Genomic DNA, 26,086 nt, shown 5'->3' with positions numbered 1-26,086 from the left:
CCGCGTTGTTCACGCCTCGCATCAGCCTAATGTCTCGTTTGCTTCATCGCCAGGCGAGCGCGATCCAGTACGTCTTGAGAGCGATGAGATAGGTCACGAGCAGCGGAATCCACCGTACGTCGTGATACCAGAAGGCGATGGCAATAAACATCGCGATCGTTGTCCCCATCTTGAGCGCTTCACCGATCATCCAGCTCATCGCTGTCTGGGCGCCGCTCAACTTCTTAAGACGTGCCGCGAATAATGCGCTCGGCACCCAGCAAATCGCTCCCCCCAGGAAGGCTGACAGCGCAGCAGCGCCCGGCGGCTTGTAGAACAGCCACCACAACAGCGTCGCACCCAGGGACAAAACCATTTGCGCGATCACGACCTTGAACGGTGTAACGCGCGATGGACGACTCACGTTCGGGCCAAACAGCTTTTCGGCCTCGGCCCGCGTGAGCGGAACGATATTGTTATCTTGCTGCTCGGCATCCCACGCCTCGTCATGCACGGCGCGCTGACCATCAGTCGCTTGCGGGCCACTGCGCCCGTCGCGGTGTTCGTCGTGCCGTTGTTGCGGCGTTTGGTTCGACGCTTTGACCGCCATCGCAGTGTTCCGCAGAGTCCTGTTCAGTCCGCGAGCTTTCGCACCGCTTACGGGATTGCCTAGCAAATAAATCCGGGCGATTGTAAGCGATAGTTGCAGGCAATTCAAGACTTTAGCCCGACCAATAACCCGCATGAAACGGTGCTTCACGATACGGGAAAACTCCGATTTTCATGCTGTCGGACTGCAAATGTAAGGACGTCGCGGGAGACCGGGAAGTCCGGGCCGGACTGTGCTAGGGCATCACGTTCCAATGCGTGTTTTTGCCACACGCAGGAGTGTCAAAAATGCAACAGAAGCCAGCCGCCGATTGCGCCGCCGACGACCCAGAACGGAATCGAAAAGAGGTGAAATTGCGCCCACATTCCGCGCTCTCCTGAAAGCCTCATTGCAATCAGATTCGCCAGCGAACCGATCGCGAATCCGAAGCCGCCGACGCTGACGCCGAACGCAAGCGCGCGCCAATCCTTCGAAAACTCGGCCAGCATGATCGCCGCGGGGACGTTGCTGATGAACTGGGACAGCACGGCGCCCGCCGCGTAGGCGCGCAGCGGCGTCGCGAGATGCAGTTGCCCGACAGCGTTGTGTACCCACGGCAGCGCTGCGACGCTTCTCAACACAATGAACATGAATACGAAGATCAGCAACAAAAGCCAGTCGATCTTCAGAACGATTCGGGGGCGCCAGAAGATAAATCCGACTCCCACGCCAATCAGTCCGATGCCCGCTCGATGAGAATCGGCGAGCAGCACGAATGCCGCAAACAAGACGACGGCAACGCCAAGCAACGGACGGTCAACGGGGTGCGGTTCCGTGTCTTTCGACAGATCCAGCGCAGTCCGCTTGAACGACACCGTTGCCAACGCGTACAGCATCACCATCAGCGCGAAGCACAAGGGCGCGAGCGCCAGCACGAATCCACCGAATGAGACGCCGCTCGATTGCCAGAGAAACAGATTTTGCGGATTGCCCAAGGGCGTGAGGATCGAGCCAGCGTTGACCGCTATCGCGATGAAAATGACGAGACGCTTGAGCGGCAGCGGCGCCAACTCGTTCAGCGATAACGCAAGCGGCACGACGACGAACAACGCGACATCGTTGGTGAGCAACGTCGACAGCGCTGCCGCGAGCGCGATCAACAGATACGCCAGCGCTCGCTGCGACCGGATGTGATGGACGACGCGATGGGCGAGCCACATCAGGAATCCTGAATATTCGACGGCCTTCGTCAAGATCAGGAGCCCGGCGAGCGTCATCACCGTCTGCCAGTCGACCAGCGCGGGCAACGATCCCCACGGATGCGGATGAAAAACCTGCAACACGATCAATGCAACGACGAGCACCGTAAGGACCGGCTCCTTCGTTGCATAGTGGATGATCGTGCGTGGCAGGTTGCGATGTGATCTTAGCGCTTGCTCGGCAGCGGGCATCGGGGAAGGTTCTTATGCGGCGGCTGCGTTGCCCCGCAGCCGAACGAGAATGCCTTCCAGTGCATCCAGGTCGCCGAAATCGACGAGCACCTGCCCTCGCCCACGGCGTCCGAGCTTGATCTTCACCGTGGCAGCTAGCAGATCCGACAGTTCCTCTTCGAGCCGTCGCGTGTCGCGGCCGCCGTCGTTGTTCGCTTTCGCCTTCACAGTAGGTACAGCCTTCGTCGTCGCCGTGACCAGCTTTTCGGTTTCACGCACCGACATGCGCTTGTTGACGACCTGGTTCGCGAGCGTAATCTGCGTGGCCCCGTCCACGGCAAGCAGTGCGCGCGCGTGGCCCATGTCGAGATCGCCGGCGAGCAGCATCGTTTGTACGGGAGACGCCAGATTCAGCAGACGCAGCAGATTCGACACCGCGCTACGCGAGCGCCCCACCGACTCGGCCGCCTGTTCATGGGTGAAACTGAACTCATCGAGCAGCCGCTGGATACCCTGCGCCTCTTCTAGCGGGTTCAGGTCCTCGCGCTGGATATTTTCGATGAGCGCCATCGCGGCGGCAGCCTGATCGGGCACGTCGCGCACCAGGACAGGCACTTCTTCGAGGCCAGCAAGGCGCGCAGCGCGAAAACGCCGCTCACCCGCGATGATTTCGAACTTCTCCGGAGAGACGGGTCGCACCAGAATCGGCTGCATCAGGCCCTGAGCGCGAATGCTGGCCGCCAGTTCCTGCAGCGCACCCTCGTCCATGCGCGTGCGCGGCTGATACTTGCCCGCCTGCATCTTGTCGAGCGGCAACGTGTGAGGTGCGCCGTTGATCTTCACCGCTTCCGTGATATCCGCGCTTCCGCCGAGCAGTGCCTCCAGCCCCCTGCCCAACCCCTTCTTCCGTGCTACTGCGTTCATCGTGGTTCCTCGATCCGCTTTGGATGATTGACGCTGCGTCATAGCAGGCGCACCCGCTCGATCATTTCCGCGCCGAACTGCACATAAGCCTGCGCGCCGCGCGATGCGCGGTCGAACACGACACCCGGCAGGCCGTAACTCGGCGCCTCGGCGAGTCGGACGTTCCGCGGGATGACGACGTCGAACACCTTGTCTCCAAAGTGCTCTTTCAGTTGTTCCGATACCTGCTGTTGCAATGTGATGCGTGGATCGAACATCACGCGCAACAAGCCGATCACCTTCAGGTCGCGGTTCAGGTTCGCATGCACCTGCTTGATCGTATTGATGAGGTCCGACAGGCCCTCGAGCGCGAAATATTCGCATTGCATCGGGATAACGACGCCATGCGCGGCGCAGAGTCCGTTCAGCGTCAGCAGCGACAGCGCGGGAGGACAGTCGATCAGCACGAAGTCGTAGTCCGGCACGACGTGCGCAATCGCCTCCTTGAGCTGACGCTCGCGATTCTCCATCCCCACGAGTTCGACTTCGGCCCCTGCCAGTTCGCGGTTCGCCGGCACGACATCATACGAAACGGCTTCGGACTTCACTCGCGCGTCGGCCAACGACACGCCGTCGACCAGCACTTCGTAAACCGTGTTCTCGCAAGCGGCTTTGTCGACGCCGCTGCCCATGGTGGCGTTACCTTGCGGATCGAGATCGATGAGCAGGACCCGCTGTCCCTGCGATGCGAGGCTCGCGGCGAGATTGACCGCGGTCGTCGTTTTGCCGACTCCACCCTTCTGGTTCGCAACGCAGAAGATTTTTGCCATCTGTTAGGTGTCCCTTTGCAGCCTGTTTAATGAAATTTCGATCTGGAATTCAGCCTACCGTGACTTCGATCAGATGCCGCTCGGCATCCAGCGCAGGCACTTTGAGACGAATGACTTGCTTCACGTGGGCGCCTTCAGGCAGGCGCTCGATTTCCCCATCCGGTCGAACGCCCTTCATTGCCCAGATCGCGCCATCGTCCGCAACGAGGTGACGGGCCAGTGTAACGAAATCCGCCAGCTCTGCGAATGCGCGCGAGACAATTACATCGAACTTTCCTGGAACCTCGGCCCTTGGCCGCAGATTTTCGACGCGCCCCGTCACAACCGACAGATTTCCCAAGCCCAGTTCCGCCTTAGCTTGTGACTGGAACGCGGACTTTTTCTGAACGATGTCGTTGACGGTGATCGACCATTCGGGAAACACGATCGCCAGAACGATGCCCGGCAGTCCGCCTCCTGAGCCGACGTCCAGCGCCGTCGCGGGCCCAAGCGTAGCCAGATGCGGAACGATCGAAAGTGAATCGAGGATGTGCTGAATCAGCATTTGCCGCGGATCGCGAATCGCCGTCAGGTTGTAGACGGTGTTCCACTTGGCCAGCAACGCAACGTAGTCGAGCAGCTTGCCCTTTTGTTCCGCGCTCAGCTCGATGTCCAGTTCGCGTAGGCCCTCTTCCAGCAGAGCGGCGAGCGCCTCGCGCCCCGCTGTCGTGTCGATACGCGCCGTCATTGAGCCACCGGCGAGTTGTCGGTGCCAGCGTTAGTGGGTTTCTCCGCGCGCCGACCGAGGCCGCGCTTCAGGTGAACCATCAGCAGCGAGATCGCGGCCGGCGTGATGCCGGAAATGCGCGACGCCTGGCCGATCGTTTCCGGGCGGAACTGCGTCAACTTCTGACGTGCCTCGAACGACAGCCCGCGGACCTCCGAGTAATCGAGGTTTTCCGGCAACCTCGTGTTCTCGTGCGCCTCGTTTCGCTCAATCTCACCTGCTTGCCGCTCGATATAGCCCTGATATTTGACGCCAATCTCGATCTGTTCCTTGATCTGCGCGAGCAGCACTTCGTCATCGGCCAGCACTTCGGCCGGGCCGCAGGCGCCTTCGCGCAGAGCGCAGACGCCGTCGTACGAGACTCCGGGACGCCGCAGCAGATCGGCGAGACTGTACTCATGATCGATCGACTTGCCGAGCAAGGCGGTCGCTTCCTCAGACGAAAGCGTCTTCGGATTGACCCACGTGGTGCGCAGTCGCTCTGTTTCACGTGAAACAGCGTCGCGTTTTCGGCTGAAAGCATCCCAACGCTCGTCATCCACCACGCCGAGTTCACGTCCGATCTCCGTCAGGCGCATGTCGGCGTTGTCTTCACGCAGGCTCAAGCGATACTCTGCGCGGCTCGTGAACATCCGATAAGGCTCGGAGACGCCCCGTGTCACGAGATCGTCCACCAGCACGCCCAGATAAGCCTGATCGCGGCGCGGACACCACGCTTCCTTGCCCTGCACATACAAGCCAGCATTGATCCCCGCCAGCAGCCCTTGCGCCGCCGCCTCTTCGTAGCCGGTAGTCCCGTTGATCTGACCGGCGAAGAACAGGCCGTTGATCACCTTCGTCTCCAACGACGCCTTCAGCCCGCGCGGATCGAAGTAGTCGTACTCGATCGCATAGCCCGGACGCAGGATGTGCGCGTGCTCGAGCCCGACCATCGACCGGACCAACTCGAGCTGGACATCAAACGGCAGGCTCGTAGAGATTCCGTTCGGATAGAACTCGTTTGTGGTCAAGCCTTCCGGCTCGAGAAAGATCTGATGCGACTCTTTCGAAGCGAAACGGTGAATCTTGTCTTCGATGGAAGGGCAATAACGCGGACCAACGCCTTCGATGACACCCGTGTACATCGGTGAACGGTCCAGACCGCTGCGGATGATGTCGTGAGTCTGGGAATTGGTATGCGTAACCCAGCACGGGACCTGTCGCGGATGCTGCTCGACGCGTCCGAGAAACGAGAACACGGGGATTGGATCGAGGTCACCCGGCTGCTCTTCCAGCTTCGAGAAATCGATCGTACGGCCGTCGATACGCGGCGGTGTGCCCGTCTTCAACCGGCCCTGCGGCAGCTTCAACTCCTTCAGCCGTGCCGACAGCGACACCGCAGCCGGGTCCCCTGCCCGCCCGCCCGTGTAGTTGTTGAGACCGACGTGGATCTTCCCATCGAGGAACGTGCCAGCCGTCAAAACTACCGCACGCGATCGGAAACGAACCCCAACCTGCGTCACCGCGCCGACAACACGGTCGCCTTCGACCATCAAATCGTCGACAGACTGCTGAAACAGCCAAAGATTAGGCTGATTTTCGAGGCGATGGCGGATCGCCGCCTTGTACAGAATGCGATCAGCCTGTGCGCGCGTCGCCCGAACGGCGGGCCCCTTCGACGAGTTGAGAATGCGGAATTGAATCCCGCCTTCGTCGGTAGCAGCCGCCATTGCGCCGCCGAGCGCGTCGACTTCCTTGACCAGATGGCCTTTGCCAATGCCGCCAATCGAAGGATTGCAGCTCATCTGACCGAGGGTTTCGATGTTGTGCGTCAGCAAAAGCGTCTTGTTGCCCATGCGCGCAGACGCCAAAGCGGCTTCCGTGCCGGCATGACCGCCGCCAACGACGATTACGTCAAACTCTGTGGGATAAAGCATCGCGGATCTCACGCGGGATCCAGCGTGAGCCTAAATGAAAGTATGGGCGAAATTATAGCGGGTTCGCTTTTGGCCCGAATTCCGTCCAGACGGTATAGGACGAAAAAACGGCGTGTTTCACGTGAAACACGCCGCTCGTTTGACAGCCAATCCGCCGAAAAATCCTTTGGCTAGGCGACTTTCTTCGTCAGACCCAAATATGTTTCGATAACACGCGGATTTTGCGCCAACTCATTCGCCGCTCCTTCTAGCGCCAGTTCTCCTGTTTCGAGAACATAGCCGTAGTCGGAGATCTGCAGCGCAGCGCGTGCATTCTGCTCAATCAGCAGCGTGGCAACACCCGTCTGACGCAATGCACTGATGATATGAAAAATCTCCTTCACGATCAGCGGCGCCAGGCCCAAGCTCGGCTCATCGAGCATCAGCAGATCCGGCTTGCCCATCAGCGCGCGTCCCACCGCCAGCATTTGCCGCTCGCCGCCCGATAACGTACCAGCAGCCTGCTTGCGACGCTCCTTCAATCGCGGAAAAAGCTGGAACACAGGCTCAAGTTGATCGAGGTAATTTCGCTCGCCAGCGCGCTTGCGGCGATATGCGCCCAGAACCAGATTGTCCTCGACCGTCATCGCGGAAAACAGCTCGCGCTTTTCCGGCACAAGACACATACCGCGCGCGACCCGCTTTTCGATGGGAACGTGGCTCACGTCCTCGTCCCGGTACATAATCGCGCCCTTTGCATGTCCCGTCACGGGCAACGCGCCCATGATCGCGTTCAGCAGTGTCGACTTGCCGGCGCCGTTCGGACCGATCACCGAGACGATCTGGCCGGGGCCGACGGCGATCTTCGCGCCATGCAGCGCTTCCACCTTTCCATAGCGCACGGAAAGGCTGCTCACTTCGAGAATCGGTGCAGCCGTCGTCTGATTCACCATCACTCCACCCCGCCCAGATAAGCTTCCAGCACGGCCGGATCGTTCTGCACGTCCTGCGGCAAGCCTTCCGCGATACGCGTCCCAAACTCCATGACCACCAGTCGATCCGTCAGGTTCATCACGAAATCCATATCGTGTTCGACTAGCAGCACGCTCATACCTTCCTCGCGAAGCTTGCGCAGGAGCGTCGCCAGTTGCTGCTTTTCCTGATAACGCAGGCCGGCTGCCGGCTCATCGAGCAGCAGAAGCGTCGGATCGCAGCACAGCGCCCGCGCAATCTCCAGAATCCGCTGTTTGCCCAGCGCGAGGCTACCCGCTTCGTCGTACATATGCTCTTCGAGACCCACGCGCCGGATCTGGCGAGCCGCTTCCGCCATCAGACGCGCCTCCTCGGCCGCATTCAGGCGCGCCACGCTGCGCCACACGCCCGCGTGCCCGCGCAGATGCGCGCCGATGGCGACGTTCTCCAGCACGGTCATGCCCGGCAGCAGCTTGACGTGCTGGAACGTGCGCCCAATGCCGCGTTTGACGATTTCACGTGAATTGAGCGCATCGATACGCTCGCCTTGAAACGAAATCGAGCCACTCGTCGGCTGCAGAACGCCCGTGACCAGATTGAAGGTCGTCGACTTGCCCGCGCCGTTCGGCCCGATCAAGCCGATGATCTGCCCCGCCTTCACTTCGAAGCTGACATCGTTGACCGCCACCAGACCGCCGAACTGCTTGCGCGCCTTGTCCACCACCAGCAGCGATTCGCCCGCTGTCGGCTTGCTGCGCTGCGGCAAAGCATCCGCATGATCCGGCACGTGCGCGCGCGGGCCGCGGGGGAACATGCGCGCGACGAACGGCCACACGCCTTGGCGCGCGTACTGCAAAAGCAGGACCATCAGGACGCCAAAGACGATGATCTCGAAGTTGCCGTTTTCGCCGAGCAGTTTCGGCAGCAGCGTCTGCAGATAGTCCTGCAGAATCGTCAGGATCGCCGCGCCCAGCACTGCGCCCCACACATGCGCGACACCGCCGACCACAGCCATGAACAGAAACTCGATGCCGTGATTGAGGCCGAACGGCGTCGGATTCACCGCGCGCTGCAAATGCGCGTACAGAAAGCCCGAAATCGCCGCCAGCACCGCTGCGTAGACGAAGATCACGACGCGCATCCACGCCGTATTCACGCCCATTGCCTCCGCCATCAAGCCGCCGCCGCGCAGCGCGCGGATCGCACGCCCCGGCCGGCTATTAAGCAGATTCTGAACAGACACCACGGCGCCGAGCACGACGATCCAGATCAGGTAGTAGATATGTCGGCCCGATTCCAGGTTGATGCCGAGCACGTTCAGCACCGGAATCCCGTTGATCCCGTCGTACTTGCCGAGCATCTCCATATTGCCGAACAGGAAGAACAGCGCGAGACCCCATGCGATCGTTCCGAGCGGCAGGAAGTGGCCCGACAGCCGCATCGTGACGGCGCCGAGCAGCAGCGCGATCAGCGCCGTCAGAACGACACCTACGATCAGCGCGAGCCACGGCGATACGCCGAACTGCGTCGTCAGATACGCCGTCGAATAGGCGCCGACGCCGACGAACGCCGCCTGTCCAAAGCTCGTCATTCCGCCGATGCCTGTCAGCAGCACTAAGCCGATCGCCACGATCGAATACAGCCCGATGTAGTTGAGCAGCGTCACCCAGTACTCGGGCACGCGGATCGGCTGCGGCAGCACGGGCAGCGCGAACATCACGACGAGGAACAACCAGAAGAACCTGTTTTGCATGATGTGTTTCATCGCGTCACTCCTCCTCTTCTTCCGCGTGCGGGCTGGCGAGACTCCGCCAGAGCAGCACGGGAATGATCAGCGTGAACACGATCACTTCCTTGTAGGAGCTGGCCCAGAACGATGAATACGACTCCAGCAAGCCGACGAGTATCGAACCCGCAAAAGCCAGCGGATAACTCACCAGCCCGCCGATAATCGCCCCGACGAAGCCCTTCAGACCGATCAGGAAACCCGAGTCGTAATAGATGGTCGTCAGCGGCGCAACGAGAATCCCGCACAACACGCCGAGACCGGCCGCGAGCGTGAACGCGAGCCGTCCCGCCTGCGTCGTGCCGATGCCGACCAGCTGCGCGCCGAGCCGGTTCACCGACGTCGCCCGCAACGCCTTGCCCGAAATCGAGCGATCGAAATACACGTACAACACGCCGATCAGCACCACCGCGACACCGATCACCCACACGCTCTGCCCCGAGATCGACATGCTGCCGATGTTGAAGGTGGAGTCGGTGAAGGCGTTGGTCCGCGAGCCTTCCGCGCCGAACATCACGAGCCCGAGGCCGACCATCGCGAAGTGCACGGCGACGGATACGATCAGCAGCAACAGCGTCGTCCCTTCGGCAACCGGCTCGTAGGCGAGGCGATAGACGAACGGCCCCATCGGCACCACGATCAGCAGCGTCAGCGCGATCTGCGCGAGCATCGGCAGCGGCTGCATGAATACGCCGCGCGTGACCGCGTAGACGGCGACGGGAAACAACAGATACTTGCCGACCAGCATCACGAGCGTACGCGCCGCATGACGCCGCCGCTCCGCATGCCGCGCCATGCCGGTCACCTCGACGACGAAGCACGCGAGCCCCATCGCCATCAGCAGCCAGCACGTCGCCGGAAACTTCTGTGTCTGCAGTGCGGCGAGCGTCAGCGCGCCGTACGACACGAACTCCCCTTGCGGGATGAAAATGGCACGCGTCACGGAGAACACCAGCACCAACGCGAGCGCGAGCAATGCGTAGATCGCGCCGGTCGTGATGCCGTCCTGCGCGAGGATCACCGCAATTGATAGATCCATACTTCCTCGTCCTGGAACGTCGAAATCGAAACTAAGAAACAATGAGAGCCGGCTGAACGACCACCCGCCACGGAGCGAAGCTCAAACACATAAAACAACTGCCGCGCCTAAGATACAGCGCGGCAGAGCTTGCCATTGTTATCGATCAGAAATTGCTGCGTGGCTTAAGCGCTTTCGCATACGCTGGCCGCCACGCCCTTGCGCGAGAGGCGCGTACCGTCTTAGTCGTTCTGGAGTTTCCACTTGCCATCAGAGATCTCGATGATCACGCGTGCGCGCTTGTCGAGACCGTTGTGGTCGGTGGGCGTCGTGTTCATGATGCCGTGCGAGAGTGGCAAGTCCTTGATGTTCTCAAGCGCTTCACGCAACGCGACGCGGAACGCTTCCGTGCCCGGCTGGCCCTTCTTCAGCGCCTCGGGAATCGCGCGCTGGAGCATCTGGCCGGCATCCCACGCGTGACCGCCGAAGGTCGCCACCGTGCCCACGCCATAGGCCTTCTCGTACGCGTTCTTGTACGCGAGCGACGACTTCTTCACCGGGTTCGAATCGGGCAACTGATCGGCGACGAGAATCGGGCCTGCGGGCAGCAATTCGCCTTCGCAGTCCTTGCCGCACACGCGCAGGAAGTCGTTGTTCGCGACGCCGTGCGTCTGATAGATCTTGCCCTTGTAGCCGCGCTCCTTGAGCGCCTTCGCAGGCAGTGCGGACGGCGTGCCCGCGCCGGCGATCAGCACCGCATCCGCATTCGATGCAGCGAGCTTCAGCACCTGCCCCGTCACCGATGCATCGGTGCGGTTATAGCGCTCGTTCGCAACGAGCTTCAGATGATGCCCTTCCGCCGCCTTGCTGAACACGTTGTACCAGTTCTCGCCATAGGCATCCGCGAAGCCGATGAACGCGACCGTCTTCACGCCGTGCTTCTCCATGTACTCGGCGATTGCATCGGCCATCAGACCGTCGTTCTGCGGCGTCTTGAATACCCACGAACGTTTCGCATCCATCGGCGAGATGATGGCCGCCGATGCCGCGAGCGAGATCATCGGCGTCTTGCCTTCGGAAACGGGATCGAGCATCGCGAGGGAATTCGGCGTGACCGTCGAGCCGATGATCGCATCGACGTGATCTTCGTCGATCAGCTTGCGCGTGTTCTGCACGGCGCGGCTCGTATCCGATGCATCGTCGAGCACGATGTACTGCACACTCTTGCCCGCGATTTCCTTAGGCAGCAGCGCGATCGTGTTTTTCTCAGGGATGCCGAGCGATGCGGCCGGTCCCGTCGTGGACAGCGTGACCCCAATCTTCACCTGCGCCATCGCCGCACTTGCTCCGCACACGAGCGCCATCGCGATCGCGGTACGGACCCATTGTTTTGTCGTTTTCATTGCTTGTCTCCAAACGCTTTAAATGCGTGTCGTAATCCAGTTCAAGAACCGGGTAACTGAATCTAGTTATCGGGTATAAGCCTGCCAAGCATGGTTTTCCCTGCTCGTTGCAATTGCGTCAAACCTCGAACGCAGGCTCTACCGCTTTAGTCGCCTCCCCTCGCCGTTGCACGGCTTTTTTATTCAGACATCTCGCGTGCAATAAAAAAGACGCGTCAACTGCTCGCGTCTTTTTTGTGAATTCGAATTCGTTAGTTCGCCTCGTTTAATCGGAAGCAAGCTTCCATTTGCCATCGACGATTTGCACCATCACACGTGCACGCTGATCGAGACCCGCGTGATCGTTCGCGCTCATGTTGAAGATGCCGTGCGAGCCGGGCAGATCTTTCGTGTCTTCGAGCGCGACGCGCAATGCTTCACGGAATTGCGGCGTACCCGGCTGGCCCTTCTTCAACGCGATGGGAATGGCGTGTTGCAAAAGCAGGCCCGCGTCCCACGCGTGACCGCCAAACGTCGAGATCGAGCCCGCACCGTTAGCGCCTTCATACGCGCGCTTGTACGCGAGCGAAGCCTTCTTCACAGGATTGGAATCGGGCAGTTGATCGGCGACGAGCAGCGGACCAGCGGGCAGATACGTGCCTTCGCAATCCTTGCCGCACACACGCAGGAAGTCGTTATTCGCGACGCCGTGCGTCTGATAGTACTTGCCCTTGAAGCCACGCTCGCGCAGCGTCTTTTCCGGCAACGCGGCCGGCGTGCCCGCGCCGGCGATCAGCACGGCATCCGGGTTCTGCGACATCATCTTGAGCACCTGGCCCGTCACGGACGCATCGTTGCGTGCGAAACGTTCATTCGCGACGACCTTGATCTTCTTCAGATCAGCGGCCTTGGTGAACTCCTTGAACCAGCTCTCGCCGTACGCATCCGAGAAGCCGATGAACGCCACCGTCTTCACGCCGTGGTTCGACATGTGTTGCGCAATCGCCGTCGCCATCAGAATGTCGTTCTGCGGCGTCTTGAAGACCCACGAGCGCTTCGCGTCCATCGGCTCGACGATCGACGCCGCCGCAGCCATCGAGATCATCGGCGTTTGCGTTTCGTTGGCGATGTCGATCATAGCCAGCGAGTTCGGCACGACAGTCGAGCCGATCAACGCGTCGACGTGATCTTCGCTGGTGAGCTTGCGGGCGTTCTTGACGGCTTGCGTCGAGTCGGTTGCATCGTCGAGGACGATGTAGTCGATTTTCTGGCCCGCGATTTCCTTCGGCAGAAGCGCGCTAGTGTTCTTCTCCGGAATGCCGAGCGAGGCCGCGGGCCCCGTCGCCGATACCGTCATGCCGATTTTCACGTCCGCGAATGCCGCGCCGCTATACGTTGCGCACACGCCTGTCGCGACGAGTGCCGCGCTGATCCACCGCAATGCCGACTTCATTCCGCTCCTCTACGCCCCGATGTTCGAATGGATTCGAATGTCCCAAAGGCCGACCCGATGGTCGGCGAATGGCGAGTGTAGCGGACGCATACCGCAGGCGGCAAGCGCTTTGAAGGCTTTGAATCTTTGGGGAAAAACGCCGGGTGCAGCGAGAGAGAAAACGCCAGATTTACAATGCAGCGCGACGCAGGAAGGCGCGCTGAAGAAGATGAGTTTCGAGCGGAAAAAGTAAAAAGCGCTGTTGGATTTCGTCCAACAGCGCTTTTGTATGGGCACTTATGCGCCTCATGTCTCCTCGTTCTCCACCTGCAAAATTCGGTGCATCAGAACTGTGTGAAGATTAAACGGGGGACGCTTCACGAGCAACTAGCATTTACCCTAGTGGTGCAGCGCCGCACAAAAATGGGGCGCATTCTTGTAGTTTCGCTCCATGTTCGCGTCATTTCGCGGCGGCTAGTCGTTATTTCGGATCGCAAACTAATTTCCCGGCCCACTCAGGCGCGCAACGGTTTGACCCGCTGCACGATCTCGCCGACGATGCCGCGCCTGAACGCCAGCACGCACGCGATGAAAATAAGGCCCGTGACGATCGTCGCCGACTCGCCAAGTGATCGGAACCACTCAACACCTGTCACCGACGCCAGCCCGCTGCCGATATCGCCAAGCCGGTCTTCCAGCGCGACGATCAACGCGGCACCGAGCAACGGCCCGAACAGCGTGCCCATGCCGCCGACCAGTGTCATCAGCACGACGAGGCCCGACATCGTCCAGTAGGCATCGCCGAGCGTTTCGAAGCCGAGCACGACTACCTTGAGCGAGCCGGCGAGACCCGCAAGTCCCGCCGACAGAATAAACGCCAGCAGCTTGAAGCGGTTCGTATCATAGCCGAGCGAGATCGCGCGGGGCTCGTTCTCCTTGATCGCGATCAGCACCTGCCCGAACGGCGAATGCACGATCCGCACGATCAGCAGGAACGCGAGCACCATCACGGCCAGCACGACAAAGTACAGCGTCAGGTCTGAAGACAGGCTCAACGCGCCAAACAGCTTGCCGCGCGGCACGCCTTGCAGGCCATCTTCGCCATGCGTGAACGGCGCCTGCAGGAACACGAAGTAGACCATCTGCGCGAGCGCGAGCGTCACCATCGCGAAATAGATGCCCTGCCGGCGAATCGCGAACATACCGACGACAAAGCCCAGCAGCGTCGCCACCACCACGCCCCCTAGCACGCCGAGTTCGGGCGACACGCCGAGCGTCTGGATCGCGTAACCGGTGACATAGCCGGCCGATGCGAGAAACATCGCGTGTCCGAACGACAGCAGACCCGTATAACCGATCAGCAGATTGAACGCGGCCGCGAACAGCGCAAAGCACAACACCTTCATCACGAACACGGGATACGCGCCGACAAAAGGCGCAACGATGAGCGCGATCAGCAGCAGAACGTAGAGCGCTTTTCTCTGCATCATTTTTCCTTGCCGAAGAGACCTGCCGGACGCACGAGCAACACGAGCGCCATGATCACGAAGACCACCGTCGCCGACGCTTCCGGATAGAACACGCGCGTGAATCCTTCGATCACACCCAGCAAAAGGCCCGTGAGAATCGAACCCATGATCGAGCCCATGCCGCCGATCACCACGACCGCAAACACTGTGATGATCATCGACTGGCCCATCAGCGGCGAGACCTGGATCACAGGCGCCGCAAGCACGCCGGCAAACGCGGCCAGCGCGACGCCGAAGCCATACGTGAGCGTGACCATCATCGGTACGTTCACGCCGAATGCCTCGACCAGCTTCGGGTTCTCCGTGCCCGCGCGCAGATACGCGCCAAGACGCGTCTTCTCGATCACGAACCACGTCGCGAAGCACACGATCAGCGACGCGACCACCACCCACGCGCGATAGTTCGGCAGGAACATGAAGCCGAGATTGGTTGCGCCCGCAAGCGCCGACGGCACGTCGTACGGTTGCCCTGACGAACCGTAGATCGAATGGAACACGCCTTCGACGACGAGCGTGAGCCCGAACGTGAGCAACAGGCCGTAGAGGTGGTCGAGCTTGTACAGCCAGCGCAGCATCGAGCGTTCGATCACGATGCCGAACAGCCCCACGAGCACGGGCGCGAGCACGAGCATCACCCAGTACGGCAGACTGAAATACGACATGCCCATCCACGTGAGCATCGCACCCAGCATGAACAACGCGCCGTGCGCGAAGTTGATCACGTTGAGCAGACCGAAGATCACAGCCAGCCCCAGACTCAGGATCGCGTAGAACGAGCCGTTCACGAGACCGAGCAGCAACTGGCTGAGCATCGCCGGTAGCGGAATGCCAAAGATATCCATTGAATCCGCCGTCAGAATAATATCGACGCAGTTCACTCGCGAGACGCAGCGGGCGGCACCTGCGCCGCCCTTCACGTATCGACTGCGAACCGCTTACTTCCAGAGCGCGCAGCGCGATTCCGCTTTCGTTCCGAATGCCTGATCGCCGGGAATCGTTGCGGTGATCTTGTAGTAATCCCACGGCTCTTTCGATTCCGACGGCTTCTTCACTTCCATCAGGTACATGTCGTGGATCATGCTGCCGTCCTGACGGATGTAGCCCTTCGCGTAGAAATCGTCGATCTTCGTCTTGTGCAGTTGATCCATCACCTTGTCGCTGTCGGTCGTGCCAGCTGCCTGCACGGCCTTCAGATAAGTGGTGACGGCTGAATAGTCCGCTGCCTGCAGACTGGTCGGCATCTTCTTCATTTTGTCGAAGTAGCGCTGCGCCCACTTGCGAGTGTTTGCGTCCTTGTTCCAATACCAGCTATCGGTCGCGACCAGACCTTGCGTCGTTTCAAGTCCGAGGCTGTGGATATCGGTCAGGAAGATCAGCAGCGCGGCGATCTTCATCGACTTTGTGACGCCGAATTCTTTGGCGGCCTTGATCGCGTTGATCGTGTCGCCGCCCGCATTCGCGAGACCGAGCACCTGCGCCTTCGATCCTTGAGCCTGCAACAGGAACGACGAGAAATCCGATGCCGACAACGGATGGCGCACCGTGCCGAGAACCTGTCCGCCATTCGCCTTGACCACCTCCGACGTGTTCTTTTCGAGCGCCTTGCCGAACGCGTAGTCCGCCGTCAGAAAGTACCAGGTCTTGCCGCCCTGCTTCGTCACGGCCGAACCCGTGCCTTTTGAAAGCGCCATCGTGTCGTACGCGTAGTGGACCGTGTACGGCGTGCATTGCTCGTTGGTGAGGTTATCCGCGCCCGCACCGATGTTGATGTACGGAATCTTCTTCTCACCCGCAACCTGGTTGGTCGACAGCGCAGTGGCCGAGTTCGTGCCGCCGATGATCACGTTGACCCCGTCGCGGTCGATCCATTCACGCGCGCGCGACGCGGCAATATCCGCCTTGTTCTGGTGATCGGCATAGACCAGTTCGACCGGCTTGCCATTCACCTTGCCGCCGAAATCGGCAATCGCCATGCGGATCGCTTCGAGGCCGCCCTGGCCATCGAGATCCGCATAAAGACCGGACAGATCAGTGATATAGCCGATCTTGACGGTCTGGCCGTCCGCGGCCTGCGCGTTACCCGCAGCGAACATCGTGCCCGCGGCGGCCGCAAAGCAGACTGCTGACAGCCTGGCGAAGTTCTTCAGTTTCATGCGTGTCTCCTGTTTCCATGCTTGTGGTTATCAGAGGCATCTGGGTATGTCGTGCGTCGCAGTTCCCATGACGACCCCGATTTCTCATCGGGATGCGTCCACCCCACTTAGACGCCGAGCAAATCGTGCAGCACCGGCATTTTGCTTTCGAGTTCCTTTGCACCGAAATGCTCGACGATGCGTCCATGCTCCATCACATAGAAGCGATCGGCGAGCGGCGCGGCAAAGCGGAAATTCTGTTCGACCATCACGATCGTGTAGCCGCGCGCCTTCAGCGTCACGATCATGCGCGCGAGCGCCTGTACGATCACGGGCGCCAGGCCTTCGGAGATTTCATCGAGCAACAGCAGGTTCGCGCCCGTGCGCAGGATGCGCGCGACGGCCAGCATCTGTTGCTCGCCGCCCGACAGACGCGTCCCCTGGCTCATGCGTCGTTCCTGGAGATTGGGAAACATCTGGTAGATCTCGTCGATCGACATCATCAACGACTTGTCGCCGACAGGCGGCGGCAGCATCAGATTTTCTTCACACGACAGGCTCGAAAAGATACCGCGCTCTTCCGGGCAATAGCCGACGGCGCAATGCGCAATGCGATGCGTCGCCATCGAAATCGTCTCGCGCCCACCGACGCGGATCGAGCCCGTACGCCGGCCCGTCAGGCCCATGATCGCGCGCAGCGTCGTGGTGCGGCCCGCGCCATTGCGGCCGAGCAGCGTGACGACTTCACCGCGGCTGACGGTCAGATCGACGCCATGCAGGATGTGCGATTCGCCGTACCACGCCTGCAGCCCCGCGATCTCCAGCGCGGGCTCGCCGCTCATCACACTGACCGATGCGTCTTCCTGTTCGCTCACAGTGCTCATGCATGCGCTCCGGCAAGCGCCGCGTCCGCACTGCCCATATAGGCCTGCATGACGAGCGGGTTCTTCGAGACTTCCGCGTACGTGCCTTCGGCGAGCACCTCGCCGCGTTGCAGGACGGTAATCGTGTCGGAGATGCCGGCTATCACATTCATGTTGTGTTCGACCATCAGGATCGTGCGACCCGCCGATACTTTTTTGATCAGCGCAGTCACGCGGTCAACGTCTTCATGTCCCATGCCTTGCGTCGGTTCGTCGAGCAGCATCAGTTCGGGCTCCATGCCGAGCGTCGTGGCGATTTCGAGCGCGCGTTTGCGCCCATACGACAGCTCGACGGCGGGCACATCGGCGAAATCGGTCAAGCCTACCTGCGTGAGCAGATCGATCGCGCGGTCATCGAGTTGACGCAACGTGCGCTCGCTTCTCCAGAAATGAAACGCCGAGCCGAGCTGACGTTGCAGACCGACGCGGACGTTCTGCAATGCCGTCAGATGCGGAAATACAGCAGAAATCTGAAAGGAGCGGATGATGCCGCGACGCGCGACCTGCGCAGGACGTTCGCCCGTGATGTCGATGCCGTCAAAGACGATCTGACCCGCAGTGGGCACAAGAAATTTGGTGAGCAGATTGAAGCAGGTGGTCTTGCCTGCGCCGTTTGGCCCGATGAGCGCGTGGATCGAACCGCGCTTCACGCGCAGGTTCACACCGTTGACTGCGGTAAAACCCTTGAACTCACGAGTGAGCCCGCGCGTTTCGAGTATCGTATCGCCGAGAATCATGTTCCCTTCCATGCGAAGTAAGGCGAAGCATTACCGCGTTTTATGCCGCGCTGAATCGTCGCGACTGTTATTGGCGATGACACCCCCGTGCCAATCGTGGCGTGGTGCACCAATGCGGACGGTAATCCATGCCGCACCACGCAGCATGGGTGCCATTGTCGCGCCAATGATGCAGCGCAATCATTGGGATTTGCACTTAGTGTTTAATGCGACCTTCGTGCCGCAAAACGTTAAACGTTGCGTGTCATGCAACGGACATCGGTGACGCGGCGTTGGTTTCGATGGTGTGACTGTCTCTTCGCGCACGACGCTCGGCGCGAATCATGTCGCTCGCGCGTTCTGCGATCATCAGTGTCGGCGAGTTCGTGTTGCCTGAGGTGATGGTGGGCATCACGGATGCATCGACCACGCGCAGCCCTTCGACACCGATCACCCGCAAGCGGCCATCGACGACAGCGCCGGGATCATTCGATGTGCCCATCCGGCACGTGCCGACGGGATGGAAGATGGTTGTACCGACTTGACCCGCCGCGATCTGCAATTCTTCCTCGGTCTGAAACTGGATGCCGGGCAAGATCTCTTCGGGCCGATAGAGTTTCAATGCAGGCGAGGCCGCAATGCGACGAGTGAGACGCAATGCATTCGCAGCGACGTGACGGTCGTAATCCGTCGACAGATAGTTCGGCGCGATCAGCGGCGCGGTGTGCGGATCGCGTGATTCGATATGCACGCTGCCGCGCGAAGTCGGACGCAAATGGCAGACAGATGCCGTAAAGGCATTGAAGCGATGCAAGGGTTCGCCGAACTTGTCGAGTGAAAGCGGCTGTACGTGATACTCGAGATCGGAACGCGTCAACGAGCCGTCGTTCACATCGGACTTCGCGAACGCGCCGAGTTGCGACGGCGACATCGACATCGGCCCGCTTTGCGTCAGCAGATACTGCAGCCCGATCATCATCTTGCCCCACCAGTGTGCGGAGGCCGTATTCAATGTGCGCACGCCGTGCACCTTATACGCCATGCGTAACTGCAAATGGTCCTGAAGATTTTCGCCGACGCCCCGCAAATCGTTCACGACCTCGATGCCGAGATTCTGCAGACGCGCGCCATTACCGATGCCAGACAATTCGAGTAATTGCGGCGAGTTCACTGCGCCCGAGCTCATGACGACTTCGATGCGCGCCTTTGCGATGTACTCGACATTGTCGCCACGATATTCGACACCGACGCACCGCTTGCCTTCAAATACGACGCGCTGCGTGTGCGCGCCCGTGATGACGGTGAGATTCGACCGCTGCAACGCAGGCCGCAAAAAAGCCTTCGATGCATTCCAGCGAATCCCGCGCTTCTGGTTCACATCGAAATAGCCGACGCCGGTGTTGTCGCCGCGATTGAAATCGTCGGTGGCGGGAATACCGGCTTCCTGGGCGGCTTCGGCGAACTTCTCCAGAATCTTCCATTTGAGACGCTGCTTTTCAACGCGCCATTGACCGCCCGCGCCGTGAAATTCATTCGCGCCACCATGATGGTCTTCGCTACGTTTGAAGATGGGCAGCACAACATCCCACGACCACGACGAATCGCCCGTCACACGCGCCCATTCGTCGTAATCTTCACGCTGTCCGCGCATGTAGATCATGCCGTTGATCGACGAGCATCCGCCCAGTACACGCCCCCGCGGATACGACAATGCACGTCCGTTGAGTCCGGGTTCTGCCTGCGTTTTATAGAGCCAATCAGTGCGCGGATTGCCAATGCAATAGAGGTAACCGACGGGCACATGAATCCAGTGGTAATCGTCCTTGCCTCCCGCTTCGAGCAGCAGCACGGTGACGTCGGGATCTTCGGTCAGGCGGTTCGCAAGCACGCAACCCGCCGTGCCCGCACCAATGACGATGTAGTCGAATTCGCCTTCGAGTTTTCTTGCTGTCGTGCTCACCCTTGTCTCCTTCGCATGGCCACGTTGCATGGCATCTGATTGCGCTTTGGGCGTTTGTCTCGCTACTGCTTTTTGTTTATCGACACCACACGTGTGATGCGCACGGCACTGCGTTATTGAAAACGCAATGCCGTGGCCATTCCGATCTACTGATTCGCGTTACTTCGCAACAGGCATCGTGAACTCGGCGCCCTTCGCGATACTGTCCGGCCAGCGCTGCATGATGCTCTTGTAGCGCGTATAGAAGCGCACGCCTTCTTCGCCGTACGCGTGGTGATCGCCGAACAGCGACCGCTTCCAGCCGCCGAACGAGTGCCATGCCATCGGCACGGGAATCGGCACGTTGATGCCGACCATGCCAATCTGGATCTGACGCGAGAACGCGCGTGCAACACCGCCATCCGACGTGAACAGCGACACGCCGTTCGCAAACTCGTTCTTGTTGATGAGTTCGACTGCCGAAGCAAAATCGGGCACGCGCACCACGCACAACACGGGGCCGAAGATTTCTTCGCGATAGATCTTCATGTCGGTCTTCACATCGTCGAACAATGTGCCGCCGAGGAAGAAGCCTTTCTCGTGACCCGGCACCTTGTGCCCGCGTCCATCGACCACCAGTTTCGCGCCCGCCTCGATCCCTGCGTCGATATAACCCGACACCTTCTCGCGATGCGCCGCCGTCACGAGCGGACCCATTTCCGCTTCGCCTTCCATGCCGTTCATGATCTTCAGCGTCTTCACGCGCGGCGTGAGCCTGTCGATCAGTTCGTCGGCGATATGACCGACTGCGACTGCAACGGAAATCGCCATACAACGCTCACCCGCCGAACCATACGCTGCGCCGATCAATGCATCGACGGCCTGATCGAGATCCGCATCCGGCATCACGACGAGGTGGTTCTTCGCGCCGCCCAGCGCCTGCACACGCTTACCGTGCTTCGTACCTTCCGTGTAGATGTATTCGGCAATCGGCGTGGAACCGACGAACGACAGCGCGCTGACATCGGGATGCACGAGCAATGCATCGACGGCCACCTTGTCGCCGTGCACGACGTTGAACACGCCGTCAGGCAAGCCCGCTTCCTTCAGCAACTCGGCAAGACGGATCGACGCCGACGGATCGCGTTCCGACGGCTTCAACACGAACGTGTTGCCGCATGCGATCGCGACCGGGAACATCCAGCACGGGACCATCATCGGGAAGTTGAACGGCGTGATACCCGCGACCACACCCAACGACTGACGCAGGTTCCAGTTGTCGATGCCGCCGCCGATCTGATCGGTGAAGTCCGTCTTCAACAGATTCGGAATGCCGCACGCGAATTCGACGATCTCGATGCCGCGCATCACTTCGCCCTTCGCGTCCGAGAACACTTTGCCGTGCTCGCGCGTGATCAGTTCGGCGAGTTCGTCGTGGTGACGGTCGAGCAGTTCCTTGAACTTAAACAGCACACGAGCGCGCTTGATCGGTGCCGTTTCGCTCCATGCGGGAAACGCGGCGTTAGCGGCGGCAACGGCTGCATCGACTTCGGCGACGCTCGCGAGCGGCACGCGTGACGACACTTCGCCTGTCGCCGGATTGAACACGTCGCCGAAGCGCTGGCTCGTGCCATCGATAAGATGGCCGTTGATCACGTGTGTCAGCGCGCGCACTTTGCCTTGATCTGTCTCGCTCATGGTGTCTCCTGTGTAGGACTTTCTGATGGTCGATGCTGCAGCGCAATGGAGCACGCTTTCGCATGATCTTTCCAGCGTAATCGGCAAGTGCGTCGCAAATCCAATCAGAAATGCTCAAATGCGATATAAGGCGCGTTAATATCAGCGGATGGATCTCACCCTGCTCCGCGCCTTTGCGACGGTCGCGCGCGAAGGCAATCTGACGCGCGCTGCCGCGCAATTGCATTTGACCCAGCCCGCCGTCAGCCTGCAGATCAAGAACCTGCAAACCGCGCTCGGCGTGACGCTTTTCACGCGCACGTCGCACGGGCTCTCGCTCACGCGCGACGGTCAGGCGCTGTTGCCACACGCGGAGCGCGCGCTCGCGGCCGCCAACGATGTCGAACGGGCCGCCGCCACACTGCGCCAGGAAGTGCGCGGGCGTCTGCGCATCGGCACGATTCTCGATCCGGCGTTTCTGCGGCTCGGCGGGTTTCTGAAGCAGCTCGTCGAGACGTGGCCGCACATCGAAACGCAATTGCGGCACGGCATGTCCGGCTGGGTGCGCGATCAGGTGCGCGCGGGCGAACTCGACGTCGGCTATTACATCGGCCAGCCGGACGAAGACGAACCACGCGACAGCGCGATCTTTCACGCCGTCACGCTGACACACTTCCAATACCGCGTGCTGGCGCCGCCCGGCTGGAAGGACCGCATGAAAGGCGCGCGCGACTGGCGTGCGCTCGCTTCGTTTCCGTGGATCTGGACACCGCCCGCGTCCGCGCACAACCGGCTGCTGACGCGCCGCTTCGCCGATGCCGGCGTCAAGCCCATCAAGGTCGCGGAAGTCGATCAGGAACCGTCGATGCTCGATCTCGTCAAATCAGGCGTCGGGCTCACGCTCGCGCGCGATTCGACCGCGCTTGCCGAAGCGCACGCGCATGCGCTGACGATCGTCGAAGGCATCACGGTGCCGACAGAGCTGACGTTCATCACGCTTGCTGCGCACAAGGACGAGCCGGCGATCGCCGTGGCGCTCAAGCTGATCGAACAGCAGTGGTCGGCATAAGCGGTACACGCGGAACGCGCATCGCATCGCGCGAAAAGCAGCGTCGCGCGATATGAGCCGACCTCATGACACAGCGAGGTTTTTGCACCCTTCGGATGCCGTGGCCTTTAACCACATCGTCATGGGCTTTTTGCTAGATTGACGCTTTGCCCGCTTTTCCCCCGCTGTTTTCCGTATCCCTTTGGTCTCTGCCGACCGGTTTGCGCACTCAGGCAATCGGGGCGAACCCGTTGTCGTCAGAAGCCGTCCACGTTCACCTTTCGACAGGAGCTTCACATGGCACGCAACATCGAAATCAAAGCTCGCGCGCAGCACTTCGAACAGCTTCGCGAGCGCGCCGCTGCGCTTTCGCCTGACGCTCCTTTGATTTTTCGCCAGCAGGACTTTTTCTACGACGTGCCGCGTGGCCGTCTGAAGTTGCGCCAGTTCGACGACGGCACGCCCGCCGAACTGATCTTCTATCAGCGCGACGACCGCGACGGCCCGAAGGCGTCGTACTACACGCGCAGCCCGGTGACGAACCCCGAAGCGATGCACTCGCTGCTCGCCACCGCGCTCACGACGCGCGGCATCGTCACGAAGGAGCGCCACGTCTATATCGTCGGGCGCACGCGGATTCACCTGGATCGCGTCGACGGTCTCGGCGATTTCGTCGAGCTCGAAGTCGTGCTCGCGCAGGATGACGACGAAGAAGGCGGCGAAAAGGAAGCGCACGCCGTGTTCTCGAAGCTCGGCGTACCGGATTCGGACCTGGTTGCCGTCGCCTATGTGGATATGCTGAATCAGGAGCCGTTGAAAGCCGCCTGATTTCCGATATGCCGCGAGGTCAGACGGCGGCCGCGCCCGGCGCCAGATGACCGAGCGGCAATGGGCCGTTGCGCTTGAACGTCGTCAGCACGATGTACGAGCGCACGCTGTCGACACCCGGCACTCGCATCAGCTTCTTCATCACGAACGACGACAGCGCGTTCAGATCCGGCGCCACGATACGCAGCAGATAATCCGCGTCGCCAACCACCGCGTGGCACTCCAGCACCTCGGGCAGCACATCGATCTGCTGCTGGAACTGCTCGATGATCGAATCGCCGTGGTGCTTCAGCTTCAGGCTGGTAAAGGCCGTCACGCCGAGCCCGAGCTTTTCCGGCCGCAGCACCACGCGATAGCCGTCGACCACGCCGATCGACTCCAGCCGCTGCAGGCGCCGCCCGATTTGCGATGGCGACAGCGGCACCTGCTCGCCCAGTTGCTGGTGCGTCGCGCGCCCGAAGCGCTGCAGGACGTCGAGCAGTGCCAGATCGAAGTGATCGAGCTCTAGCATGTAAATTCTCCGCATGAATTGGCGATCTAATGCACGATTATCGCATTCTCACCGTGCGATTCGGAAAACGTGCGCCCTTTCCGCGTGTTACCCGCTCTAGACTTGCACGGTTTCCATCTATCGGGCGAGCCGCGCCCGGCCAGTCATCCGTCATGTCAGTCCCGAACACCGCGAAGCTCAAGGAGCAATTTGACGCCGGCCTCGAGACCCGAGCCGACTTCACCATCGACCAGCCGATGCATCGCTATGGCGCGGTCGATCACGCGGTGTGGAAGCAGCTCTATACGCGGCAGACGGCGCTGCTCAAAGGGCGCGTGTGCGACGATTTTCTGGAAGGCGTCGAGCGGCTGAATCTGTCGCCGGAAAGCGTGCCTTCGTTCGAAGCGATCAACGAACAGCTGATGCCTGCGACCGGCTGGCGGATCGTCGCCGTGCCGGGCCTCGTGCCGGATCAGGTGTTTTTCGAGCATCTGGCGAACCGCCGCTTTCCCGTGACGTGGTGGATGCGCCGCCCGGATCAGCTCGACTATCTTCAGGAGCCCGACTGCTTCCATGATCTGTACGGGCATGTGCCGCTGCTGATCAACGCCGTGTTCGCCGATTACATGCACGCATATGGCCGCGCGGCCCTCGCTGCGAACGATGCGAATGCGCTGCCGCTGCTAGCGCGCCTCTATTGGTACACAGTCGAGTTCGGCCTGATCCGCGACGACGCGAGTCCGAACGGCGTAAAGATCTACGGTGCGGGCATCGTGTCGAGCAAAGGCGAGACGCTCTATAGCCAGCAAAGCGACGCGCCCAATCGCATCGCGTTCGATCTCGAACGCGTGATGCAGACGCAATATCGGATCGACACGTTCCAGAAGACCTACTTCGTGATCGACGATTTCTCGCAACTGTTCGACGTCGCGCGTACCGACTTCGCGCCGCTACTGGCGAAGCTCGCGCATGGGGCACCTTTCCCGGCAGGCGAAGTGCGCGCCACCGACACCGTCATCACGCGCGGCACGGGCGAAGGCTGGGCGACGGACGGCGACATCTGACGTAGCGCGCTGCAGCAACCCTTCAACCGTGAAAAAATAGGACGACCGCGTATGCGCCAATGCACGCGGCATCGGCGCGGCCACGCGCGGCTAAAAAAGGTGACACGATGATCGAGAAACTCTCTTCCGAACAACGCGCAACGCAGATCGCTCAACTCGACGGCTGGCAAAACGTCGAAGCCCGCGACGCGATCAAACGGCAGTTCAAGTTCGCCGACTTCAACGAAGCGTTCGGCTTCATGACGCGCGTCGCGATCAAAGCCCAGGAAATGGACCATCATCCGGAATGGTTCAACGTCTACAGCAACGTCGAGATCACGCTATCGACGCACGATGCAAACGGAATCACCGAGCGCGACATTCGCCTCGCTCGTTTTATCGATGAAATTGCGGCTGGAAAGTGACTTGAGCCGTTGATCGGACGAAAGCCGGTGACGCTCCAAAACCCTGACGAAAACCCGTTATGAAAGCGTTTTGCAGGTAATCAGGCCACCAAACCTTCACTTCGTTAGGTCATTCTTAAGGGACACGTAAGAATCCCACGCGGCGCGGGCAATCTCGTCCATTCCTTCCTGCGGCAGCACGGTCTGTCGCTGTACAATCATCAGCGCATACGGCTTGGAGAGCGCGCTTGCCTCCTTGCACAGAACGAGTTCGTCACCGCTCGAAGGCGAGCGGGAACGCCAGAAATTGATCGCGGCTTCCAGTTCGTAGATCGTAATATCGGACATGGCTGGCAGATCTGTTGAAGGCCGCAT

Annotated in this window: 24 protein-coding genes; 4 read left to right on the top strand and 20 right to left on the bottom strand. The window is 60.6% G+C overall.

Annotated elements, in window-relative coordinates; translation table 11 throughout:
- Window positions 1-43: 43 nt before the first annotated feature.
- The 18 genes from SB822_RS09820 to SB822_RS09735 form a co-directional block, all read right to left on the bottom strand.
- The gene (locus tag SB822_RS09820) at window positions 44-589 is read right to left on the bottom strand and encodes an ATP synthase subunit I (protein WP_079498610.1); all 546 of its coding nucleotides are present in this window, start codon (window positions 587-589) and stop codon (window positions 44-46) included.
- A 281-nt stretch (window positions 590-870) separates the two neighbouring features.
- Window positions 871-2,019, bottom strand: coding sequence for a sodium:proton antiporter (locus SB822_RS09815; RefSeq protein WP_090834697.1), 1,149 nt, complete (start codon window positions 2,017-2,019; stop codon window positions 871-873).
- Window positions 2,020-2,031: 12 nt separating this feature from the next.
- A complete protein-coding gene (locus tag SB822_RS09810; protein ID WP_007581688.1) occupies window positions 2,032-2,922 on the bottom strand; it encodes a ParB/RepB/Spo0J family partition protein in 891 nt (296 codons plus the stop codon).
- A 38-nt stretch (window positions 2,923-2,960) separates the two neighbouring features.
- A complete protein-coding gene (locus SB822_RS09805) occupies window positions 2,961-3,731 on the bottom strand; it encodes a ParA family protein (protein WP_007581690.1) in 771 nt (256 codons plus the stop codon).
- Window positions 3,732-3,780: 49 nt separating this feature from the next.
- Window positions 3,781-4,458, bottom strand: a complete 678-nt coding sequence (gene rsmG / locus SB822_RS09800) for a 16S rRNA (guanine(527)-N(7))-methyltransferase RsmG (protein WP_090834699.1) — start codon at window positions 4,456-4,458, stop codon at window positions 3,781-3,783.
- Window positions 4,455-6,413 (bottom strand): tRNA uridine-5-carboxymethylaminomethyl(34) synthesis enzyme MnmG, encoded by a 1,959-nt coding sequence (mnmG, locus tag SB822_RS09795; RefSeq protein WP_090834702.1) that lies wholly within the window; start codon window positions 6,411-6,413, stop codon window positions 4,455-4,457. Before mnmG ends, rsmG begins: the two co-directional genes overlap by 4 nt.
- 170 nt (window positions 6,414-6,583) lie before the next feature.
- The gene (locus SB822_RS09790) at window positions 6,584-7,345 is read right to left on the bottom strand and encodes an ABC transporter ATP-binding protein (RefSeq protein WP_079498599.1); all 762 of its coding nucleotides are present in this window, start codon (window positions 7,343-7,345) and stop codon (window positions 6,584-6,586) included.
- Window positions 7,345-9,129, bottom strand: coding sequence for an ABC transporter permease subunit (locus SB822_RS09785; RefSeq protein WP_007742805.1), 1,785 nt, complete (start codon window positions 9,127-9,129; stop codon window positions 7,345-7,347). Before SB822_RS09785 ends, SB822_RS09790 begins: the two co-directional genes overlap by 1 nt.
- Before the next feature lie 4 nt (window positions 9,130-9,133).
- A complete protein-coding gene (locus tag SB822_RS09780) occupies window positions 9,134-10,189 on the bottom strand; it encodes a branched-chain amino acid ABC transporter permease (protein ID WP_090834705.1) in 1,056 nt (351 codons plus the stop codon).
- 221 nt (window positions 10,190-10,410) lie between these two features.
- On the bottom strand, window positions 10,411-11,571 hold the full coding sequence (locus tag SB822_RS09775) for an ABC transporter substrate-binding protein (protein ID WP_090834707.1): 1,161 nt from the start codon (window positions 11,569-11,571) through the stop codon (window positions 10,411-10,413).
- Between the two features lie 265 nt (window positions 11,572-11,836).
- Entirely contained in the window at window positions 11,837-13,003 is a 1,167-nt protein-coding gene (locus SB822_RS09770; protein WP_007742814.1) for an ABC transporter substrate-binding protein, read from the bottom strand.
- A gap of 494 nt (window positions 13,004-13,497) precedes the next feature.
- The gene (locus tag SB822_RS09765) at window positions 13,498-14,469 is read right to left on the bottom strand and encodes a branched-chain amino acid ABC transporter permease (protein WP_167449600.1); all 972 of its coding nucleotides are present in this window, start codon (window positions 14,467-14,469) and stop codon (window positions 13,498-13,500) included.
- Complete coding sequence (locus tag SB822_RS09760) at window positions 14,469-15,353, bottom strand: branched-chain amino acid ABC transporter permease (RefSeq protein ID WP_090835011.1); 885 nt, start codon at window positions 15,351-15,353, stop codon at window positions 14,469-14,471. The genes SB822_RS09765 and SB822_RS09760 overlap by 1 nt, the downstream gene beginning before the upstream one ends.
- A 93-nt stretch (window positions 15,354-15,446) precedes the next feature.
- On the bottom strand, window positions 15,447-16,664 hold the full coding sequence (locus SB822_RS09755) for an ABC transporter substrate-binding protein (RefSeq protein ID WP_090834711.1): 1,218 nt from the start codon (window positions 16,662-16,664) through the stop codon (window positions 15,447-15,449).
- A 107-nt stretch (window positions 16,665-16,771) separates the two neighbouring features.
- On the bottom strand, window positions 16,772-17,527 hold the full coding sequence (locus tag SB822_RS09750) for an ABC transporter ATP-binding protein (RefSeq protein ID WP_090834713.1): 756 nt from the start codon (window positions 17,525-17,527) through the stop codon (window positions 16,772-16,774).
- A complete protein-coding gene (locus tag SB822_RS09745) occupies window positions 17,524-18,303 on the bottom strand; it encodes an ABC transporter ATP-binding protein (protein ID WP_035987717.1) in 780 nt (259 codons plus the stop codon). Before SB822_RS09745 ends, SB822_RS09750 begins: the two co-directional genes overlap by 4 nt.
- Before the next feature lie 244 nt (window positions 18,304-18,547).
- Window positions 18,548-20,272: a choline dehydrogenase gene (locus SB822_RS09740; protein ID WP_176133758.1), complete on the bottom strand. Its 1,725-nt coding sequence runs from the start codon at window positions 20,270-20,272 to the stop codon at window positions 18,548-18,550.
- A 129-nt stretch (window positions 20,273-20,401) separates the two neighbouring features.
- Window positions 20,402-21,919, bottom strand: a complete 1,518-nt coding sequence (locus SB822_RS09735; protein WP_090834715.1) for a CoA-acylating methylmalonate-semialdehyde dehydrogenase — start codon at window positions 21,917-21,919, stop codon at window positions 20,402-20,404.
- Window positions 21,920-22,067: 148 nt separating this feature from the next.
- Between SB822_RS09735 and SB822_RS09730 the strand changes: the two genes are divergently transcribed.
- Window positions 22,068-22,967, top strand: coding sequence for a LysR family transcriptional regulator (locus SB822_RS09730; RefSeq protein ID WP_090834717.1), 900 nt, complete (start codon window positions 22,068-22,070; stop codon window positions 22,965-22,967).
- 276 nt (window positions 22,968-23,243) lie between these two features.
- A complete protein-coding gene (locus SB822_RS09725; RefSeq protein ID WP_090834719.1) occupies window positions 23,244-23,774 on the top strand; it encodes a class IV adenylate cyclase in 531 nt (176 codons plus the stop codon).
- A 19-nt stretch (window positions 23,775-23,793) separates the two neighbouring features.
- Here the strand turns inward: SB822_RS09725 and SB822_RS09720 are convergent, their stop codons facing one another.
- Entirely contained in the window at window positions 23,794-24,285 is a 492-nt protein-coding gene (locus tag SB822_RS09720) for an Lrp/AsnC family transcriptional regulator (RefSeq protein ID WP_007581720.1), read from the bottom strand.
- A 152-nt stretch (window positions 24,286-24,437) separates the two neighbouring features.
- Between SB822_RS09720 and phhA the strand changes: the two genes are divergently transcribed.
- Both phhA and SB822_RS09710 read left to right on the top strand, forming a co-directional pair.
- On the top strand, window positions 24,438-25,328 hold the full coding sequence (gene phhA, locus SB822_RS09715; protein ID WP_090834721.1) for a phenylalanine 4-monooxygenase: 891 nt from the start codon (window positions 24,438-24,440) through the stop codon (window positions 25,326-25,328).
- Between the two features lie 59 nt (window positions 25,329-25,387).
- A complete protein-coding gene (locus SB822_RS09710; protein WP_086910626.1) occupies window positions 25,388-25,732 on the top strand; it encodes a 4a-hydroxytetrahydrobiopterin dehydratase in 345 nt (114 codons plus the stop codon).
- Window positions 25,733-25,828: 96 nt separating this feature from the next.
- Here SB822_RS09710 and SB822_RS09705 read toward each other — a convergent pair whose 3' ends face one another.
- The gene (locus SB822_RS09705; protein ID WP_090835015.1) at window positions 25,829-26,059 is read right to left on the bottom strand and encodes a DUF3717 domain-containing protein; all 231 of its coding nucleotides are present in this window, start codon (window positions 26,057-26,059) and stop codon (window positions 25,829-25,831) included.
- Window positions 26,060-26,086: the final 27 nt, after the last annotated feature.

Source organism: Paraburkholderia sp. SIMBA_054 (genome assembly GCF_046534875.1).
In the GTDB taxonomy this organism is placed as follows: domain Bacteria; phylum Pseudomonadota; class Gammaproteobacteria; order Burkholderiales; family Burkholderiaceae; genus Paraburkholderia; species Paraburkholderia hospita.
Note: the sequence above shows the minus strand (reverse complement) of the source record. Positions and strands in the feature narration are given on the sequence as shown.

Coding starts and splice junctions, on each gene's coding strand:
- SB822_RS09820 (WP_079498610.1), bottom strand. CDS start 589: ATGGCGGTCAAAGCGTCGAACCAAACGCCGCAACAACGGCACGACGAA.
- SB822_RS09815 (WP_090834697.1), bottom strand. CDS start 2,019: ATGCCCGCTGCCGAGCAAGCGCTAAGATCACATCGCAACCTGCCACGC.
- SB822_RS09810 (WP_007581688.1), bottom strand. CDS start 2,922: ATGAACGCAGTAGCACGGAAGAAGGGGTTGGGCAGGGGGCTGGAGGCA.
- SB822_RS09805 (WP_007581690.1), bottom strand. CDS start 3,731: ATGGCAAAAATCTTCTGCGTTGCGAACCAGAAGGGTGGAGTCGGCAAA.
- rsmG (WP_090834699.1), bottom strand. CDS start 4,458: ATGACGGCGCGTATCGACACGACAGCGGGGCGCGAGGCGCTCGCCGCT.
- mnmG (WP_090834702.1), bottom strand. CDS start 6,413: ATGCTTTATCCCACAGAGTTTGACGTAATCGTCGTTGGCGGCGGTCAT.
- SB822_RS09790 (WP_079498599.1), bottom strand. CDS start 7,345: ATGGTGAATCAGACGACGGCTGCACCGATTCTCGAAGTGAGCAGCCTT.
- SB822_RS09785 (WP_007742805.1), bottom strand. CDS start 9,129: ATGAAACACATCATGCAAAACAGGTTCTTCTGGTTGTTCCTCGTCGTG.
- SB822_RS09780 (WP_090834705.1), bottom strand. CDS start 10,189: ATGGATCTATCAATTGCGGTGATCCTCGCGCAGGACGGCATCACGACC.
- SB822_RS09775 (WP_090834707.1), bottom strand. CDS start 11,571: ATGAAAACGACAAAACAATGGGTCCGTACCGCGATCGCGATGGCGCTC.
- SB822_RS09770 (WP_007742814.1), bottom strand. CDS start 13,003: ATGAAGTCGGCATTGCGGTGGATCAGCGCGGCACTCGTCGCGACAGGC.
- SB822_RS09765 (WP_167449600.1), bottom strand. CDS start 14,469: ATGCAGAGAAAAGCGCTCTACGTTCTGCTGCTGATCGCGCTCATCGTT.
- SB822_RS09760 (WP_090835011.1), bottom strand. CDS start 15,353: ATGGATATCTTTGGCATTCCGCTACCGGCGATGCTCAGCCAGTTGCTG.
- SB822_RS09755 (WP_090834711.1), bottom strand. CDS start 16,664: ATGAAACTGAAGAACTTCGCCAGGCTGTCAGCAGTCTGCTTTGCGGCC.
- SB822_RS09750 (WP_090834713.1), bottom strand. CDS start 17,527: ATGAGCACTGTGAGCGAACAGGAAGACGCATCGGTCAGTGTGATGAGC.
- SB822_RS09745 (WP_035987717.1), bottom strand. CDS start 18,303: ATGATTCTCGGCGATACGATACTCGAAACGCGCGGGCTCACTCGTGAG.
- SB822_RS09740 (WP_176133758.1), bottom strand. CDS start 20,272: ATGCAACGTGGCCATGCGAAGGAGACAAGGGTGAGCACGACAGCAAGA.
- SB822_RS09735 (WP_090834715.1), bottom strand. CDS start 21,919: ATGAGCGAGACAGATCAAGGCAAAGTGCGCGCGCTGACACACGTGATC.
- SB822_RS09730 (WP_090834717.1), top strand. CDS start 22,068: ATGGATCTCACCCTGCTCCGCGCCTTTGCGACGGTCGCGCGCGAAGGC.
- SB822_RS09725 (WP_090834719.1), top strand. CDS start 23,244: ATGGCACGCAACATCGAAATCAAAGCTCGCGCGCAGCACTTCGAACAG.
- SB822_RS09720 (WP_007581720.1), bottom strand. CDS start 24,285: ATGCTAGAGCTCGATCACTTCGATCTGGCACTGCTCGACGTCCTGCAG.
- phhA (WP_090834721.1), top strand. CDS start 24,438: ATGTCAGTCCCGAACACCGCGAAGCTCAAGGAGCAATTTGACGCCGGC.
- SB822_RS09710 (WP_086910626.1), top strand. CDS start 25,388: ATGCACGCGGCATCGGCGCGGCCACGCGCGGCTAAAAAAGGTGACACG.
- SB822_RS09705 (WP_090835015.1), bottom strand. CDS start 26,059: ATGTCCGATATTACGATCTACGAACTGGAAGCCGCGATCAATTTCTGG.